This window comes from Robertmurraya sp. FSL W8-0741 (assembly GCF_038004005.1).
Classification (GTDB): Bacteria; Bacillota; Bacilli; order Bacillales; family Cytobacillaceae; genus Robertmurraya; species Robertmurraya siralis.
The window spans coordinates 2,134,695-2,152,487 of the sequence record NZ_JBBOQG010000001.1; the positions used below are offsets into that span (position 1 = coordinate 2,134,695).

The window sequence follows — 17,793 nt, forward strand, 5'->3', positions numbered from 1 at the left end:
TCCAATCTTCTTTTCTTCCTTTATTTGGGCTTGATTAAAAATTTACTTCTTCAACCAGTAAAATATCTTGATATTTTATTTTTAATTGGTTTACTAAATCTTCTGGTAATCCTTCATAATTAAAAGTAAGGACTAGGTTTTGTGTTTTAAATAAAGCATTTATTGTAAAAGTAGATCTTTTAAAATCTTCATATGATAAGAAGGATACTATATCATTTAAGATAGATTCTTTTAAGTTATCAAGTTCTGTAATAGAGTAGTTCACTTCTTCAAGTTTAATGTAACTATCCCCTACAATTTCGATGATATGATTGGTCAATTCAGTACTCTTTAAAGTTCGATTTTTTAAGCCGATGTGTGCTACACCCATCTCATCAAAATATAGTCCGCCAACATCTTCAAATCTTTTGAGTGATCCATAGTTTTTTTCAAGTGTCTTTTCAATACTTTCTATATTTTAAAGCACCTTGATTCGGGTTAAATTTAGTATTCTCATAGGTTGCTGAAGAAGCGCTAGTTACATTAACAATACTAAAAATGAATACGGAAACTAATAACGATTTGAGAATTTTTCCCATTCTGTAGTCCTCCCCAAAATATAATTTAACTTTTCGTAGTCTATTTGATTTCGAAGGTAATTCCCAATAGATACTTGATTTGTTTATTCTCGATTTCCTTTATAATCCTATACTTCCCAACAATTAATTCATCTTCTAAATAAGATTGTAAATTAATAGTTTCAATACTAGAAGAATGCGGTTCTACTGCGAATAATTGAACTGTAAAGCTTTTTTCATCAATTGGGAATACTCTTTTCCATTCTTCATTGACGTATCTTTCGATTGTCCATTCATTACCATACGTCACTTCATAATTATTGGAGTTTTCTATATTAATTTCTAAAACAGGTTTATTTAAATGAGTTTGATTATTATTTAAGGAAAGTGTAATACCATTAATACTTGAAGGTATACTTTGAGTATTTTTGGTTTTTGGGAAATATTTCGTTGTTAATCCCCATAAAGCTAAAATAATTATTAAGATAATGAAAAAAATAAAAATTGACTCTTTCATAGAAGACCTCCATATTATTGAATAATAGTTTAATCTTTAAATACAAACGCTAATAAGTTTTTCAAGATAGAAGTGTATATTTAGTAATGTAATTCTTTAAACCAAATTAGGACCATTTACGAAGGAGATACCGTTTAGCATGTAAAAACGTAAGATTCCTAGAAAAAACACTAACTGCAAACATAATCAAAGTGCTGCAATTGTTAGTTTTTCATTTAACATAGCTCCTTTACATTGGAATACAGTTAAATTATACCAATTTATAATGTTCAATCATTGATTAAAATTAAATTATTTGTGAATTGCCGGTGAATAGTTGGCCGAAACAAATGTTATAATCGATATAAGTTCTTATAGTGAGGGACAAGTCTGAAATAACTATTACGGCCAACCACTAGAAAAGAAGGCATAGTGAAACAAGCCATCACATAATGATTGAACAGGAGATGTTTGGTTAAAAAATGAGTCTCAGGTCGTTACTGGTATGACACGAAACCCTTGTGATTTAACTAATAAAAGAGCTTGTTCTACCGTGATTTCACAGTTTACTGGAATAACATCAGCCTTTTTATACAATAGGGTTCTTTCTTTTTGAGAATATTGTAGATAGCGGTTAAAAGCATTCGTGCAATGGCAATAATTGCCCGTTTATGACCTCTACGCTTTTTTTAGTTTCAAATAGCGGTTCGAATTTCGGGGTGCATGCCACTTTTGACACAGCGGTAGCACACTGTACCAAAAGGTGCTTTATATAACAGCCTTCTCCGGTGTAATCAATCCGTCAATGGCAAGTTCCAGTTCAGGAAGTTTAGTCTTGATGGAGCCGTGGATAAAAGGTTCAATATCAAAAGTAGTGTTTAAAGGATTTTTAAGGAGCTTTTCAATGATGTTCATAGAGCTTTTGCCGAAGGTATCTGAAACAACATGTCCAAGCTGGATGTTAGACACGGTTAAACGGTTTTGAAGATGGTTCTTCTCACTTGACATAATGTTAGTCCGTTCAAAACGATAACGCATAAGATCACGAAGTTGTCTGATCGCATGTGGAGGCATAAAGCTTCCAGCTACGAGGTCATGCTTAAACAAATCAGCAATCCATTTGGCATCCTTTTTGTCTGTCTTTTTTCCGCGAATAGCTTTGACATATTTAGATGTGAATTCCATACAGACATCCTTACAGTTATTCTCACAAAGCCATTCTGGCAGCTCATTCAATCCTTTTGTATAGGTTGAAAAGCGATGGCGTTTGTAAATAGTGACTCCTTTTTCAGATAAAGCAATACAGTCCACAACAAAGGTTTTGTGGACATCGATTCCACAACAGATGGGATACACAATTTTTAAATTTGTAGTGACTGTTATCCCTATGACCTTAGGATATTAAAAAAAACGCTCGAGGCGCAATTGCTTCATTGCGTTTTGTGCCTTGAGTGCAGCGAAAGGAATGGATATAAATATGAAGAAAAAGAAACAGAATATACAAGCAAAAAAGGAAGATAAACCAGTAACACTTGGGGATATGCTGAATGCTGATTTACTGAAGCAGTTAAAGGACCAGAAGCAGCAATTAAAGGAAGCAGAAGAAAAAAAGCAGCTTGAAGAAGAGGAGAGAAAAAGAGAAGAGCGCCGGTTGCGAGAAAAAAATAAGTCGTTTGAAGAATTGCTAAACGAAAGTCCGATGGATTGGAAAAAGTTCAAATAGGATAGAACAGCTCTTGATATATTTAAAGGGAACAAGAGAATCCGACTAAGATAAGCCTGAACAATGATGCGAAATGCTAATGACAATTTCGCAGTCATGTTCGGGTTTTTTATTGCTTGTTTCTTGTAGGAATAAATATGCCGTATACCATTGTTAAATCCACTTTTGTGAGAAGTAGAGGAAAAGGCTGTTCCCCAGCAGGCATGCAAGGAAGGGCAGAATTAGCGCTATGATGAAGATTAAAGCTTTTCACATAAAAACGATAGACAGCTGTAATGTTTCAGCCTCTTTTGGAGACTATGGCCAGCCTTGAGGCAGCTGGTTTTAAAATCCACTTACTTTAACATATAATGAATGATAAAATGATTTGTTGACTTTACAATGCATAGATTTTGATATTGGTGGTGTGGAGAATTGAAGGGAATTAAAGTGTGGGTTATAGCAGCTGTTCTTATCATCGCCTGTTTCCTTCTGTATATATTTATTTCAGGAACAGCTCAAACTGCACCTGAGGGAAAAAATGTGAGTGTTGTATCAAGTATGAATGATGAGGATGTAGAGAATCATTCTGATGATATTGATGGTGAAGAAGAACAAGAAGAGGATACTGGGCAGGAACAATCAGTGACAGTGGTGATTAAAGAGAAAGTTAAGGAAATAATCGAAGGAGCAATTCGTTTCTTTAATGATGATAAAAAAATCGTTGCAATCGGTGATTCTCTCACAGAAGGTGTAGGAGATGAAACGGATAATGGCGGTTATGTCGGAATTCTCAATCATACGTTTGAAGAGCAGAATATTCATATTTCGATTGAGAACTTGGGAAAAAGGGGCAATCGAACGGATCAATTATTACTTAGGCTGGAAAATGACGAGATTGCATCAACAATTAAGAAGGCAGACATTGTACTCGTCACAATTGGTGCAAATGATATTATGAAAGTGGTTCGAAGTAATTACACGAATCTTAACATGGAGCCTTTTGAAAAAGAAAGAGTAAACTATGTTGAGAGATTAAGAGCTATTTTTACGAAAATGAATGAACTAAATCCAGAGTTGGAAATCTATTTGGTTGGCTTTTACAATCCATTTGAGCGTGTCTTCGGAGATATTGAACAATTAGATATCATTCTTGATAATTGGAATCATGCAAGCGAATTGGTGACAGAGGAATTTGAAAATGTAATCTACATTCCGACTAAAGATTTGTTTTCTAACTCAACGATCAACCTCTTATCTGATGATCATTTTCACCCTAATACAAGCGGGTATAAATTGATGGCTGAGCGTGTGCTCGAGTATTTGGATGATTTTAATGAACAGTCGGGATTGCCAAGTGATGAGACCGAATAGAAGGTGGGGAAAAATGAGAATACAGATAAAAAGAAAACCGTCATGGAAGCAATTATTTATAGGATTGGCTGGAGTAAATGCTATTCTATTCATTCTTTTTTTCACGCTATTGCTATGGCCAGTATCTGGAGCAGAAATGCCCGAGAAAACTTATATTGAGGAGGAGCCGGGCGCTGAATTTACGGTCAACTCAAGCAAGCAAAATTTAAGTGAGTTAGTCAATGAATATGTCGATAAATTTATGAAGGATCAAAGCGATAAATACACCGTTGATTTTGGTGAAAATGTTAGATTACGAGGGTCAATTGAAGCCTTTCAAACTGAAATTCCCCTCTCCATTACGTTGGAGCCCTCGGTACAAGAGAATGGCGACCTTGTTTTATATGCTTCAGACATGTCGTTAGGCTTACTGCAATTACCAGAAAAGAAGATTCTTGAATACGTGAAAAAAGAATTAGAAACACCTAATTGGGTCAATATTGACCCGAGTAGTCAATCCATTTATATTGGTATTACCCAAATGGAAATCAAAAGTAACTTTAAGGTAAAGGTTCAGAGCTTTGATTTGAAGAATGATCAGATCACCTTCAGAATAAAAGTGCCAAATAAAACCTTAGGTCTATAGCGGGGTACGGTTCTTGTGCTACCAATTGGGAATTGGTGGTGAGAGAACCGTACTTTATTTACCTTGGATAATTACATACGGAATGGTTTCCGATTACCGATGAGCTGGATATGTATGTGCACGCGCAATCTTCTGAATCAATGCTACCTCTTCTTTCGTCAGTGGAGCAGAGTTTACGGCTTTTACGTTTTCTTGCAGTTGCCCAATGGAGCTTGCTCCAACAATGACAGATGCAACGGCAGGATTTGCTAGATTGTAGCGTAAAGCAACTTCCGTTAACGGGCGAGAATCGGCGACCTTTTCCTGTAGTTCTGTGATGATTTGTTGAAGCTCATCATAGCTATGCTCCAAGTATCCGGACGGAGAAGCCTTTTCCAGAGCTTTTTCACTTAAGAGTCCCTTGGCGACAGAGCCACGTGTTACGACACTGATCTGCTGTTCATGAAGGAAGGGAAGTACTTTCTCTTCAGGCTTTCGGTCAAGAATACTATATTGCATCATGACGGAAACAATGTTCGATTTTTTCGCATATTCACGAATCACATTTGGACGGATCGAGGAAATGCCGTAATAACGAATAAACCCTTCTGCTTGTAATTCTTCGAAAGCTTCAATTGTTTCATCAATATTGTCTTCAATCGTTCCTCCGTGAAGTTGATAGAGATCGATATAATCTGTTTCGAGGCGCTTTAAATTTTGTTTGACCGCTTCTTTAATATAATGTTTTGAAGGATCCCAGCGCCATCCGTCTTTCTGTTCATTCCAGCGATTGCCCACTTTAGTGGCAATAATGACTTGGTCGCGAACCTGCTTTAATGATTTACCAACGATTTCTTCGTTCACGCCGAAGTCGTATAAATCAGCAGTATCAAAATAGTTAATTCCTTCATCTAAGGCAGCTTCAATGATTTTTTGGGCATGAGCTTTGTCTGTTCCTAGGGACATGCAACCCAGACCTAATTCTGTCACTTGCAAATCAGATTTTCCTAGCCTGTTTTTTTTCATTTTCTTCACCTCTTCTTTTATTTTATTGTATAAAAAATGAAGAACAAAGAACAAACTAATTGCTAGACTTTATTGTTTTTTATATGTTGAATCCAATCATTGACATAATGATGATATTGATTATATTGTGTTAGTTTCTTTTGTACTTCTTGAGCTTTGCCAATCAGAATTATCTTTCTTTTATGCACATATACCTTCATTCATACTCCTCCAAATTAAGTATGCTACACTATATGTACAGATCATTTAGGAATAGAACTGGAGGACTTATGATGAAAAGTCTTGAGGAAAAGACCATTAAGACAGAACCAATTTTTTCAGGGAGAATAATTCGCCTTCAAGTGGATGAGGTAGAATTACCGAATGGAAATACATCAACACGGGAAATTGTAAAGCACCCTGGAGCGGTTGCGGTCATCCCCATTACAAGCGACAATAAAATCGTTATGGTTGAGCAGTATCGTAAACCGATGGAGAAGGTATTGGTCGAAATACCAGCGGGCAAGCTAGAAAAAGGGGAGGAGCCTGCATATACAGCGGTAAGAGAACTCGAAGAGGAAACGGGCTATGAGAGTCAATCGTTAGAATGGCTTATTTCTTTTTACACATCACCAGGATTTGCAGATGAAATTGTCCATTTATATGTGGCAAAGGGGTTAGTAAAGAAAGAAAATGCAGCAAGCCTTGATGAGGATGAGTTTGTGAACGTGCTGGAGGTTACATTGGAAGAGGCGATTGAGTTCGTGAGGGAACAACGGGTTTATGATGCAAAAACAGCTTATGCGATTCAATATTTACAACTTCAAGAGGCGTTGAAAAAGTGAACGATTATTTTGTAGATTTACATATCCATATTGGCAGAACGGAAACAGGTCGAGCGGTTAAAATTACAGGAGCAAAAACATTGACTTTTTCAAATATCATTGCCCATGCAAGGGATTTGAAAGGGCTACATATGGTTGGGATTATAGATTGTCATTCACCTGAAGTGATCATGGAAATGGAGCGGCTTCTAGAGGAAGGAAAATTGCTTGAGCTTGAGGAAGGTGGTCTTTATTATGAAGGGTTGACAGTCATTCCGGGCTCGGAACTTGAAATCTATGATGAGGGAACGAATGGTCCAATTCATGTCCTCTGTTACTTTGCAAATCTTAAGGCAATGAAAAGTTTTTCCGACTGGCTAACAAATCATCTGAAAAATATTCATTTAAGCTCACAGCGTGTTTATGTAACTGGAAGGGAACTGCAAGAAAAAGTAAAGGAGCTTGCTGGTTTATTTATGCCAGCCCATGTATTTACGCCATTTAAAAGCCTTTATGGAAAAGGGGTAAAGAAATCATTAACAGAAGTTTTTGATCCTTCACTAATCGCTGGCATTGAACTTGGGTTAAGCGCGGATACACAAATGGCGGATCAAATAATAGAGCTTCATTCTTATCCTTTTTTAACTAATTCTGATGCCCATTCGCTTGCAAAAATTGCAAGGGAATATCAAAAAATCCGTATGGAAAAAGCGACCTTTATCCATTTAGAAGAAGCGCTAAGAGAGACAAACGGCCAGCAAATTGTCGAAAACTATGGACTTGATCCACTTTTAGGAAAATACCATCAAACAGTTTGTGCAAAATGTTTCGCGAGAGCAGATCAGTATCAAAAAATATGTCAACAGTGCGGTCATGGAAAAGTGATAAAAGGGGTTGCGGAGCGTATAAGTGAGTTAAAAACGTCTGATCATGGACGGTTGCAGCGACCTCCATATATTGCTCAAGTTCCGCTGCAATTTATTCCTGGCCTTGGTCCGAAATGGTTTGATAAGCTGTTGAATCACTTTGGGACCGAAATGGCAATTTTGCATACAGTGCCGGAGTCTGCTTTATATGAGGTTGTACCAGAAAAAATCGCACAATATATTGTTCAAGCGAGAAGGGGAACCTTGTCTTTAGCTGCTGGTGGCGGCGGTAAATATGGAAAAATTTCTGCTAAATTGGATTAGTTGTTAGATAAGACAAGATTCATTCTCGTTGCTGGTAAAGTACATTTGTTAAAAAATGGACGATTAATAGATTCTTCTTTTTTAATAGATTCTCATGTCATATAAGAGTTCAATAAGGCATACATTTTATTGTAAGTCTATTTAGAACTTTAGGAGGCCATGGCATGAAGAAAAAGAAGTACCAGGATATTGTCATTAATCATTTTCGCGAACATTCGTCCATATATTTGTTTGTGGTCGTCCTCTTTCTTATGGGAGTGATTTTTGGAGCGGTCGTAGTAAATAGCTTGAGCTTAACGCAAAAAGAAGATTTATTTTATTATTTATCTCAGTTTTTTGGACAAGTATCAGATGGAAAAGTCGCCGCTTCTAATGATTTATTCATGCAGAGCTTTTTCCACAATAGTAAATTTGTTGGTTTAATGTGGATATTAGGGATTTCAATTATCGGACTTCCTGTTATACTTGTGCTATTATTTATTAAAGGCATGGTTGTTGGTTTTACAGTCGGCTTTTTAGTTAATCAAATGGGATGGAATGGATTTTTACTTTCCTTTGTGTCGATCTTGCCACAAAATTTAATCATCATTCCTATCTTTATTTTTGGCGCAACTCTATCAGTGGCGTTTTCTATTAAAATGATTAGAAGACAATTTATGAAGAAGTTAGGTCAGCCTATTTTTCCGTTGCTTGGTAGATATGTACTGGCTTATATCGCTGTACTCGCCATATTAATGGCTGCGGCAGGCATTGAAGCTTACGTATCACCGACTTTAATGAAGCTGGTAGTAAGTGCAGTACAGTAAACAGAAGCCTTGAATAGTTAATAAATTAAAATGATTGTTATTTAAAAATCATTTTCTTTCCTTGATTGTAATGATTTTATTTTGAAATTGCTCAGCTCTCTGTTATAATAAAAGCGTGACAGTGGCGAGGAGGACAAATCATAATGGAAACAAGAATTGAAAGAATTAAGAAGCATTTACATTCATCTAGCTATAAGTTAACACCTCAGCGTGAGGCGACCGTGAGAGTTTTGTTAGAGCACGAAGAGGATCATTTAAGCGCTGAAGATGTCTACCTCCTTGTTAAAGAGAAGTCACCTGAAATTGGTTTAGCAACTGTTTATAGAACACTAGAGTTATTAACGGAGTTAAAAATAGTAGACAAAATAAATTTTGGAGATGGCGTTTCCCGCTATGATTTAAGACAAGAGGGGGCTGCGCATTTCCATCATCATTTAGTTTGTATTGAATGTGGCGCTGTTGATGAAATCCAAGAGGATCTATTAGAGGACGTAGAAGCTGTTGTGGAACAAAGATGGAACTTTAAAATTAAAGATCATCGCCTAACCTTTCATGGAATTTGCTATCGTTGTCAAGATAAAGATGAAGAATAAGATAAAAGCCTTTTTCTACCTGGAAAAAGGCTTTTTTGTTGTTTGGGAAAAGGCATACGTTTACGTCTAGCACAAGCGTTTAATGTTAATCCGTTTTCGCTAAGTCAGCCTCTGGCACAAGATCTGGACTTTTACAGTTTGTATAGTCATGAGCGCGAAGGAAGGTTCTTAAGTTCATCTTTGCAGGAACAACTCGATATATTGTTTTTATTCTCGTTTTTCCGATATTATACCGATAAGAGCTTAAAGAGATATGTATGGGAGGTATATTTCTTGTCCTACTTGGCATATCTTTTACTATAGGGATGTTCTTTTAGTTGTTATGTAAGTGGCTAGGCATTTTTTTAAATTGAACAACTATATGAGCTGTTTTGGAGGAACGAATAAAATGAAATCATGGCTTAAGCTTGTATTAAATACATTTAAAGTATTTTTGCTATTCACAGCATGCACAATTCTTTTTTACTATGGTATTATATGGGTAAATGAAGAGTATCAGGATTATCACCGCTATGATGAGCCAAGTGGATCAGCGATTAAAGTATCGGCAAATGTCAATGAGGAAACGCCATCATGGTTCAATCGGTTAATTTTGTTTTACTTAAACGGGGAGTAATGTTCATGGAGCTTCAACTGAAAGATTTTATCCATTTCTTACTAGTCGAAAAAGGACTAGCAGAAAATACGCTTATTTCATATGAACGAGATTTGAAAAGCTATATTAAATTTTTGCAAGAAAACGAAGGAATCTCGCATTTTCAGAATGTTCAACGAGCGCAAATTGTTCATTTTCTAGGGTTCTTAAAAGAACAGGGTAAATCAGCAAAAACAATGGCTCGTCATACTGCTTCTATACGTGCTTTTCATCAATTTATGTTAAGGGAGCGAATTGTTGAACAAGATCCTTCCGTTCACATCGATACACCAAGGCTTGAGAGAAGTCTTCCTAAAGTTTTAAGCATGAATGAAGTAGAGCGGTTGCTAGATTCGCCAAAGGCTGAGAACCATTATGGAAAAAGAGATAAAGCGATGCTTGAGCTTCTTTATGCGACTGGGATTCGAGTTAGTGAACTTATTAGTTTGAATATAGATGATGCCCATTTAACGATGGGATTTGTCCGTTGTATTGGAAAAGGGAATAAAGAAAGAATTATCCCATTAGGAAAGTCTGCAACAAACGCCATTCAGGAATATTTAGATAACGGGCGACCGAATTTTGTCTCGAAAAAACATAGGGATGATGCCTTATTTTTAAATCATCACGGAAAAAGATTAACAAGGCAAGGTTTTTGGAAGATTTTAAAACGGCTTACGAGTGAAGCTGGTATTCAAAAAGATCTTACTCCTCATACGTTACGCCATTCCTTTGCCACTCATTTATTGGAAAATGGTGCAGACTTAAGAGCAGTTCAAGAAATGCTTGGACATGCTGATATTTCAACAACACAAATTTATACCCATGTAACGAAGACACGCTTGAAGGATGTATATAGTAAGTTTCACCCGCGTGCCTAATAGAGTAATAGATTTTTTCGGCTACTTAGGATTTATAGGTAGCTTTTTCTTGCCACTTTTTAGTAAAATATAGATGTCAGACTTCCGACGAATTAAAGTCAATTGTATTCTATGTTTAAAGCAGGGAAAAGTAAGCAATATAAATGATCAACGGTGATTAATAGTCAATAATCAATGATGTTGCCAAGGAGGAGATTGAATGACATTTCAATATAAACGAATCTTTTTAATTGTCATGGATTCTGTAGGAATCGGTGAAGCACCAGATGCAGAACAGTTTGGCGATAAGGGAGCAGATACATTAGGGCATATTGCCGAAAGGATGAATGGTCTTCATATGCCGAATATGGGAAAACTGGGTCTCAGCAATATCCGTGAAATTAAAGGAATCGAAAAAGCAGAGAAACCGTTAGCTGTTCATACAAAAATGCAGGAGGCTTCGAGCGGAAAGGATACGATGACAGGGCACTGGGAAATTATGGGGTTGAATATTGATACTCCCTTCCGCGTATTTCCGAATGGATTTCCTGAAGAATTAATTTCCGAGCTTGAAGCAAGAACAGGAAGAAAGATTATCGGTAATAAGCCTGCAAGTGGAACCGAGATTCTCGTGGAGCTTGGTGAGGAGCATATGAAAACCGGTGATTTAATCGTTTATACGTCGGCTGATTCTGTTCTGCAAATTGCTGCTCACGAAGACATTATCCCTATTGAAGAACAATATAAAATTTGCAAAATAGCTCGCGAACTGACACTTGATGAGAAGTATATGGTCGGACGCGTGATTGCTCGACCATTTGTCGGAGAGCCCGGTGCTTTTAAAAGAACCGCTAACAGACATGATTATGCATTAAAACCATTTGCTCGAACGGTCATGAATGAATTAAAAGATGCAGGCCTCGATGTTATTGCGATTGGAAAAATCTCTGATATTTTTGATGGAGAAGGGGTAACGGAATCGTTGCGAACGGTTTCTAATATGGATGGCATGGATAAGCTTGTGCAAACATTGGATATGGATTTTACTGGATTAAGCTTTTTAAACTTAGTCGATTTTGATGCTTTATTCGGACATAGAAGAGATCCGGAAGGATATGGAAAGGCTCTTGAAGAATATGATGCAAGATTGCCAGAGGTATTGGCAAAATTACAGGAAGATGATTTGCTTATTATAACAGCAGACCATGGAAACGACCCTGTACATCATGGAACAGACCATACCCGTGAATATGTTCCGTTGCTTGTTTATGCAAAAAATATAGAAGGGAAGTCATTGCCAATACGGGAGACGTTTGCTGATATTGGGGCAACAGTAGCTGAAAACTTTAAAGTAAAGCTCCCTAATTACGGACAAAGCTTTCTTGGTGATTTAAAGTAGTGGAGGGATCATGAATGAATTATGAAAACATTGTAGCAGCAACTGAGTATTTACAAAAAAAGCTCGATTTGAAACCTGAAATTGGCCTCATCCTCGGTTCTGGGCTAGGAGTACTGGCTGATGAAATTGAAAATGCAGTAAGCATTCCTTATCAGGAAATTCCTGATTTTCCAGTATCGACTGTGGAAGGCCATGCCGGTCAGTTAGTTTTCGGCCAATTAAACGGAGCACCTGTTGTAGCCATGCAAGGAAGATTTCATTATTATGAGGGCTACAGCTTTGAGCAAGTGACTTTCCCGGTTCGAGTAATGAAAGAACTCGGGGTGAAGTCGCTTATTGTGACAAATGCTGCTGGAGGCATCAACGAGTCTTTTTCAGCTGGTGACCTTATGCTAATTACTGATCATATTAATAATATGGGCTCTAATCCTTTAATTGGAAAGAATGATTCGCGATTAGGTGCAAGATTTCCGGATATGTCAGAGGCGTATTCAAAAGAACTTATTCATAAAGCCAAAGCGATTGCTTCACAGTTAAACATTAAGCTTCAAGAAGGTGTATACGTTGGCAATACGGGTCCTACATATGAAACGCCTGCTGAAGTAAGGATGCTACGGGTAATGGGTGGCGATGCAGTGGGAATGTCGACAGTTCCAGAGGTAATCGTAGCTCGCCATAGCGGTCTTGAAGTGTTAGGAATATCTTGTATTTCGAACATGGCTTCCGGCATTCTTGATCAACCGTTAAACCATGAAGAAGTAATTGAAACAACAGAAAAAGTGAAAGAAAATTTTCTTCGTTTTGTCAAAGCAATGATCAAGGAATTAAAGTAAAACCGATAATCATCTATTTCTGAAAAAGTGGTGAATACACGTGAGAATGGTCGATTTAATTGAAAAGAAGCGAGACGGAAAAGAACTAACCACAGAAGAGATTCAGTTCATTATTGAAGGATACACTAAAGGTGAAATCCCAGATTATCAAGTAAGTGCACTGACAATGGCGATTTATTTTCAAGGGATGACTGAAAAAGAACGGGCAGATCTTACGTTGGCGATGGTTCGCTCAGGGGAGCAGATAGATCTTTCAGCGATAGAAGGGATTAAGGTTGATAAGCATTCAACTGGGGGAGTGGGAGACACCACGACCCTTGTACTAGGTCCCTTGGTCGCTTCGGTTGGAGTGCCAGTTGCAAAAATGTCAGGACGCGGTCTTGGCCATACTGGTGGAACCATTGATAAATTGGAATCGATTTCTGGATTTCATGTTGAAATAACAAAGGAAGAATTTATTCGTTTAGTAAATAAGAATAAGCTAGCTGTCATCGGCCAAAGTGGAAATTTAACGCCAGCAGATAAGAAGCTTTATGCCCTGCGAGATGTGACGGCGACAGTGGACAGCATTCCGCTCATTGCTAGCTCGATTATGAGTAAAAAAATTGCTGCTGGCGCCGATGCCATCGTTTTGGATGTAAAAACCGGTGCCGGAGCCTTTATGAAAACGATTGAAGATTCCCGGGCGCTTGCGAAAGCAATGGTTCGAATCGGTAATAATGTGGGCAGAAAGACAATGGCGGTTATATCTGATATGAATCAGCCACTTGGCTTTGCGATTGGCAATGCTTTAGAGGTCAAAGAAGCAATTGATACATTAAAAGGGGAGGGACCGGAAGATTTAACAGAGCTGTGCCTTGCCCTTGGAAGTCAGATGGTGCTTTTGGCCAATAAGGCGAGTAATCTCCAAGAAGCACGAGAGAAGCTACAAGTTGTCATTGAAAATGGAACTGCTTTGGAAGTATTTAAAACCTTTTTACAGTCACAAGGTGGAGACAGTTCAGTTGTGGATGACCCGTCCAAGCTTCCACAAGCAAAATACATTTTTGAATTAGAAGCAAAAGAAGATGGCTATGTAACAGAAATGGTCGCTGATGAAATAGGAACGGCAGCGATGCTTCTTGGAGCAGGTAGAGCGACAAAAGAGTCAAACATCGATTTAGCAGTCGGCTTTATCCTCAATAAAAAAATTGGTGATAAAGTGACAAAAGGTCAATCACTTGTGACGATTTACAGCAATTTTGAAGACGTCAGCGAAGTGAAAGAAAAACTCTATCGAAATATTAAAGTCTCACCATCAAAAGTGGATGCACCAACCCTTATATATGAAATAATTACGGAATAAAACAGCAGTGAACTTCAAACTGGACCATCAACAAATAATATGTTGATGGTCTTTCTTTTTGTTGCGAAATCTCAGTCACAGAGCAAACTGAAAGGCTGGAGAGAAAATGAGCCAAAAAATCAACATCGTTATATAACAAAGTCACGCTTAAAAAGATTTTTGCTGCCATTCAAGAGACATTTTGCTATTATTTAGTTGCCCGCTGCATCAAAAAGTTATTGTTGAGAAACCGAACGAATCAAGTATGTCTCTAATTAGTAATTTTTTAGGAGGTATTATGAAATATATGGATATTTTTCAAGCCGCTGCTCATAATGATTTAGTAAAAGTGAAAAATATACTTAATGCAGGTTGGAGCATTAATAGAGGAGATGAAGATGGATATACAGCACTTCATTGGGCCGTACAAGAGGGGAATTTAGAAATCGTAAAATATTTGTTAGAGCATGGAGCAAACATTGACAGTTTGGATCATGAAAATTACACACCTATTGAAATTGCTTGCCTAAAAGGGCATAAAGAAATGGTCGATTTATTAATAGCTTACAACTGTAATTTAGAATTAAACCGCAATGGTTTTACCCCTCTGCATGCTGCTGCAGCAAGAGGCAGAGTTGAAATTATAAAGCGATTGCTCAAAAAAGGGTTGAATGTAAATGAACAAGACCAAAACGGAACAGGGTATTCCCCATTACACTGGGCTACGCAAGAAGGCTCTACAGAGTGTGTAAAGTTATTGGTTCACTCTGGTGCAAATATTAATTTGAAAGACCAATATGGTTTTTCCCCGTTGTATATAGCAGCGAGTGAAGGATATACGGAAATAGTTCGTCTTTTATTACGTAACAATGCAAAAGTAGATATTATTTGTGAGGAATCTGGAAATTCAACGCCTTTAATGATCGCCAGTATATACGATCATCCTGATGTAGTAACACTATTGATTAATCATAATGCCGACATTGAAGCGAAAGATAATGAAGGCAGAACAGCACTTTTTCAAGCTGCTTTAAATAAAAATAAAGAAATGATAAGTATTTTATTAAAAAAAGGAGCTAATAAAAATATCACCGATATACATGGTAAGCGTCTAGTTGATATTTTAAATGAAGATTAAGAGATTTGTTCAATAATAAAGAAACGGAAGGAATCCCTTTCCTTTTATAATCAGGAAAAGCAAGTGGAGCGTACTGAATTCGACTGTCTTCACTTGTTTTAAACCACAGTTTTTAAGAGAAGATCCGCAATTAAATAAAAAAATCCCCGAAAACAACTGAGATTCGGCATTAGCAACTTGCTGTGCCATAACTTTTTCAACTCTATTTTTTTCCTTAAAACCCAATTTTTACTCTGTGCATGATTTTCCTTGTATAATTTTAGATTTATTGGTGAAAAATGGATCTATAAAGAATGGAGGGTTATGTCATGAGAAGGTTTGTATCTATGTTTCTAATATCGTTATTGGTTACATCATTCATTACCCCTGCTGTGTTTGCAGAAGAAAAAACAAGTGTAGAATTAGCGGATAATGCAAAATCCGCCATCCTTATTGAAAGAGATACTGGCACAGTACTTTATGATAAAAATAGCAATGAAAAATTACCTCCTGCAAGCATGACGAAAATTATGACGATGCTTTTAATTATGGAGGCAATTGAAAGTGGAAAATTAAAAATGGAAGAAAAAGTTCGCACAAGTGAGTATGCAGCCTCAATGGGAGGATCACAGGTTTTTCTTGAACCAGGTGAAGAAATGACAACAGAGGAAATGCTAAGAGCAATTGCCATCGGTTCAGCTAACGATGCATCTGTGGCAGTGGCAGAAAGGATAGCTGGCTCGGAGGAAGCATTTGTAGAAGCGATGAATAAAAAAGTAAAAGAGCTGGGGCTTAAAAATACCCAGTTCCAAAATACAACTGGCTTGCCTGCAGATAACCATTATAGTACTGCACATGATATGGCCATTATTGCGAAGGAATTATTGAAGTATGAGGATATTACCAAATTTACTGGGACATATGAATCCTATTTGCGAGAAAAATCGGATAAAAAATTTTGGTTAGTGAACACAAATCGGCTTGTTAAATTCTATCCAGGAGTTGATGGACTGAAGACAGGATATACGAGTGAAGCGCAATATTGTTTAACCGCAACCGCTGAAAAAAATGACATGCGTGTTATTGCCGTTGTATTTGGGGCTCCGACATCAAAAGCGCGAAATGCCCAAGTGACGAAAATGCTCGACTATGCCTTCAGTCAATATGAAACACATCCATTATATGAACGCAATGTCTCCATTGAGAAAGCGAAAGTGAGTAAAGGAGATTTGAAAAAAGTGGATGCTGTAACAAGTGAGCCAATTTCTATCTTAACGAAAAAGGGAGAAAATGTTAAAGATGTTCAACAGGAAATCATGATTAAGGAGAATATTAAAGCTCCTCTTAAAAAAGGTGACGAAGTTGGACAATTAAAGCTTATGAAGGATGGAAAAACGCTTGTTCAGAGTCCATTAGTTGCAAGTAAAGATGTCAAAAAAGCGAGCTGGTGGATTTTATATAAACGCTCCTTTGGCATGTTTACGAAGGCTGGAGATTAAAACACAGTTGTGCAGTTTCCTTTCATGAAAACGCATGATCAAAGCCTTTGTCGAAATGTCTTTTATTCCAACTTTTTTTAGCGAATTGTTACTAGTTTTGTCTGTAAGAAGGAAATTGAGCGCTAAGTAACGAATTGACTCACTATGAAAGACTAAGGAGGTTGGAGTAGTGAGTCTAGACATTGAATTGGAAGTCAAGCAAGATGTTTTATGCATTCGTCTTAGTGGTGAGTTGGATCATCATTTTGCAGATGAATTGCGTGAACGGGCAACAAAGGCAATTGAAGAACATCAAATTCGTCATATTGTCTTGAATTTAGAATCTTTAACCTTTATGGATAGCTCAGGCTTAGGTGTGATTCTTGGTCGATATAAGCAAATTAAGCAAAAACATGGTGAAATGGTCGTCTGCGCAATTTCCCCAAGTGTCCAAAGATTATTTGATATGTCAGGCTTATTTAAAATAATACGTCTAGAGCCGACAGAACAATTTGCTTTGGAAAGATTGGGGGTAGCATAGTCAATGAAAAATGAGATGCATTTGCAATTTAATGCGCTGAGTCAAAACGAATCGTTTGCCCGGGTTACAGTTGCTGCGTTCATTGCACAATTAGATCCGACGATGGACGAATTAACAGAAATTAAAACCGTTGTTTCTGAAGCGGTGACGAACGCGATTATTCATGGATATGAACATAATTCTGAGGGAATCGTCTACATTTCCGTCAAATTAGAAGATGATTTTGTCGAGATAACGATCAAAGATCATGGTTTGGGTATTAACAATATTGATGAAGCCCGCCAACCGCTATTTACTACAAAGCCTGAATTAGAAAGATCCGGTATGGGCTTTACCATTATGGAAAACTTCATGGATGAAATCGAGATTCACTCCAGTTTAGGAGAAGGTACAGAGGTTCGATTAAGAAAGCATTTAACAAAGAGTAAAATGTTATGCAATTAAGGGAGTCTTGCC

The 17,793-nt window shown here is 37.2% G+C and carries 22 protein-coding genes; 16 read left to right on the forward strand and 6 right to left on the reverse strand.

Translation table 11 applies throughout. The features are described 5' to 3' along the window. Positions 1–34: 34 nt before the first annotated feature. The 4 genes from NST02_RS10275 to NST02_RS10290 all read right to left on the reverse strand — a co-directional run bounded on the left by NST02_RS10275 (position 35) and on the right by NST02_RS10290 (position 2,238). Positions 35–319 (reverse strand): hypothetical protein, encoded by a 285-nt coding sequence (locus NST02_RS10275; protein ID WP_137743211.1) that lies wholly within the window; start codon positions 317–319, stop codon positions 35–37. A gap of 121 nt (positions 320–440) precedes the next feature. Then, positions 441–578 carry a hypothetical protein gene (locus NST02_RS10280; RefSeq protein ID WP_170211227.1) on the reverse strand — a complete coding sequence of 46 codons (138 nt, stop codon included), beginning with the start codon at positions 576–578 and terminating at the stop codon, positions 441–443. Positions 579–618: 40 nt separating this feature from the next. Further along, positions 619–1,074: an immunoglobulin-like domain-containing protein gene (locus NST02_RS10285; protein WP_095306647.1), complete on the reverse strand. Its 456-nt coding sequence runs from the start codon at positions 1,072–1,074 to the stop codon at positions 619–621. Positions 1,075–1,821: 747 nt separating this feature from the next. Beyond that, on the reverse strand, positions 1,822–2,238 hold the full coding sequence (locus NST02_RS10290) for an IS110 family transposase (protein ID WP_235879433.1): 417 nt from the start codon (positions 2,236–2,238) through the stop codon (positions 1,822–1,824). A 292-nt stretch (positions 2,239–2,530) separates the two neighbouring features. Between NST02_RS10290 and NST02_RS10295 the strand changes: the two genes are divergently transcribed. From NST02_RS10295 to NST02_RS10305, 3 genes are all read left to right on the forward strand, one after another. Further along, positions 2,531–2,776: a YqkE family protein gene (locus tag NST02_RS10295; protein WP_095306646.1), complete on the forward strand. Its 246-nt coding sequence runs from the start codon at positions 2,531–2,533 to the stop codon at positions 2,774–2,776. Between the two features lie 414 nt (positions 2,777–3,190). Continuing rightward, positions 3,191–4,129 (forward strand): SGNH/GDSL hydrolase family protein, encoded by a 939-nt coding sequence (locus NST02_RS10300; RefSeq protein ID WP_095306645.1) that lies wholly within the window; start codon positions 3,191–3,193, stop codon positions 4,127–4,129. 13 nt (positions 4,130–4,142) lie between these two features. Continuing rightward, positions 4,143–4,754, forward strand: a complete 612-nt coding sequence (locus NST02_RS10305) for a YpmS family protein (RefSeq protein WP_340948921.1) — start codon at positions 4,143–4,145, stop codon at positions 4,752–4,754. A 93-nt stretch (positions 4,755–4,847) separates the two neighbouring features. Here the strand turns inward: NST02_RS10305 and NST02_RS10310 are convergent, their stop codons facing one another. Together NST02_RS10310 and mciZ are read right to left on the reverse strand one after the other, a co-directional pair. Further along, positions 4,848–5,759 carry an aldo/keto reductase gene (locus tag NST02_RS10310; RefSeq protein ID WP_095306643.1) on the reverse strand — a complete coding sequence of 304 codons (912 nt, stop codon included), beginning with the start codon at positions 5,757–5,759 and terminating at the stop codon, positions 4,848–4,850. A gap of 62 nt (positions 5,760–5,821) precedes the next feature. Then, positions 5,822–5,959, reverse strand: a complete 138-nt coding sequence (gene mciZ, locus NST02_RS10315) for a Z-ring formation inhibitor MciZ (RefSeq protein ID WP_095306642.1) — start codon at positions 5,957–5,959, stop codon at positions 5,822–5,824. Between the two features lie 72 nt (positions 5,960–6,031). Between mciZ and NST02_RS10320 the strand changes: the two genes are divergently transcribed. From NST02_RS10320 to spoIIAB, 13 genes are all read left to right on the forward strand, one after another. After that, positions 6,032–6,583 (forward strand): NUDIX domain-containing protein, encoded by a 552-nt coding sequence (locus NST02_RS10320; protein ID WP_095306641.1) that lies wholly within the window; start codon positions 6,032–6,034, stop codon positions 6,581–6,583. Continuing rightward, entirely contained in the window at positions 6,580–7,752 is a 1,173-nt protein-coding gene (locus NST02_RS10325; RefSeq protein ID WP_095306640.1) for an endonuclease Q family protein, read from the forward strand. Before NST02_RS10320 ends, NST02_RS10325 begins: the two co-directional genes overlap by 4 nt. Before the next feature lie 164 nt (positions 7,753–7,916). After that, positions 7,917–8,558, forward strand: coding sequence for a stage II sporulation protein M (gene spoIIM / locus NST02_RS10330; protein ID WP_095306639.1), 642 nt, complete (start codon positions 7,917–7,919; stop codon positions 8,556–8,558). Between the two features lie 143 nt (positions 8,559–8,701). Next, a complete protein-coding gene (gene fur, locus NST02_RS10335; protein WP_095306638.1) occupies positions 8,702–9,151 on the forward strand; it encodes a ferric iron uptake transcriptional regulator in 450 nt (149 codons plus the stop codon). Positions 9,152–9,539: 388 nt separating this feature from the next. Continuing rightward, positions 9,540–9,767, forward strand: coding sequence for a YqzK family protein (locus NST02_RS10340; protein ID WP_095306637.1), 228 nt, complete (start codon positions 9,540–9,542; stop codon positions 9,765–9,767). A 5-nt stretch (positions 9,768–9,772) separates the two neighbouring features. Next, positions 9,773–10,666 (forward strand): site-specific tyrosine recombinase XerD, encoded by an 894-nt coding sequence (gene xerD / locus NST02_RS10345; RefSeq protein WP_095306636.1) that lies wholly within the window; start codon positions 9,773–9,775, stop codon positions 10,664–10,666. 199 nt (positions 10,667–10,865) lie between these two features. Continuing rightward, entirely contained in the window at positions 10,866–12,044 is a 1,179-nt protein-coding gene (gene deoB, locus NST02_RS10350; protein ID WP_340948924.1) for a phosphopentomutase, read from the forward strand. Between the two features lie 14 nt (positions 12,045–12,058). Further along, a complete protein-coding gene (locus NST02_RS10355; RefSeq protein ID WP_095306634.1) occupies positions 12,059–12,877 on the forward strand; it encodes a purine-nucleoside phosphorylase in 819 nt (272 codons plus the stop codon). 40 nt (positions 12,878–12,917) lie between these two features. Then, on the forward strand, positions 12,918–14,222 hold the full coding sequence (locus NST02_RS10360) for a pyrimidine-nucleoside phosphorylase (RefSeq protein ID WP_095306633.1): 1,305 nt from the start codon (positions 12,918–12,920) through the stop codon (positions 14,220–14,222). Positions 14,223–14,499: 277 nt separating this feature from the next. Further along, positions 14,500–15,339, forward strand: coding sequence for an ankyrin repeat domain-containing protein (locus NST02_RS10365; protein WP_170211228.1), 840 nt, complete (start codon positions 14,500–14,502; stop codon positions 15,337–15,339). Between the two features lie 308 nt (positions 15,340–15,647). Further along, complete coding sequence (locus NST02_RS10370; RefSeq protein ID WP_170943515.1) at positions 15,648–16,817, forward strand: D-alanyl-D-alanine carboxypeptidase family protein; 1,170 nt, start codon at positions 15,648–15,650, stop codon at positions 16,815–16,817. Positions 16,818–16,986: 169 nt separating this feature from the next. Then, complete coding sequence (gene spoIIAA / locus NST02_RS10375; protein ID WP_095306629.1) at positions 16,987–17,337, forward strand: anti-sigma F factor antagonist; 351 nt, start codon at positions 16,987–16,989, stop codon at positions 17,335–17,337. Between the two features lie 3 nt (positions 17,338–17,340). Then, entirely contained in the window at positions 17,341–17,781 is a 441-nt protein-coding gene (spoIIAB, locus tag NST02_RS10380; protein ID WP_095306628.1) for an anti-sigma F factor, read from the forward strand. Positions 17,782–17,793 lie beyond the last annotated feature (12 nt).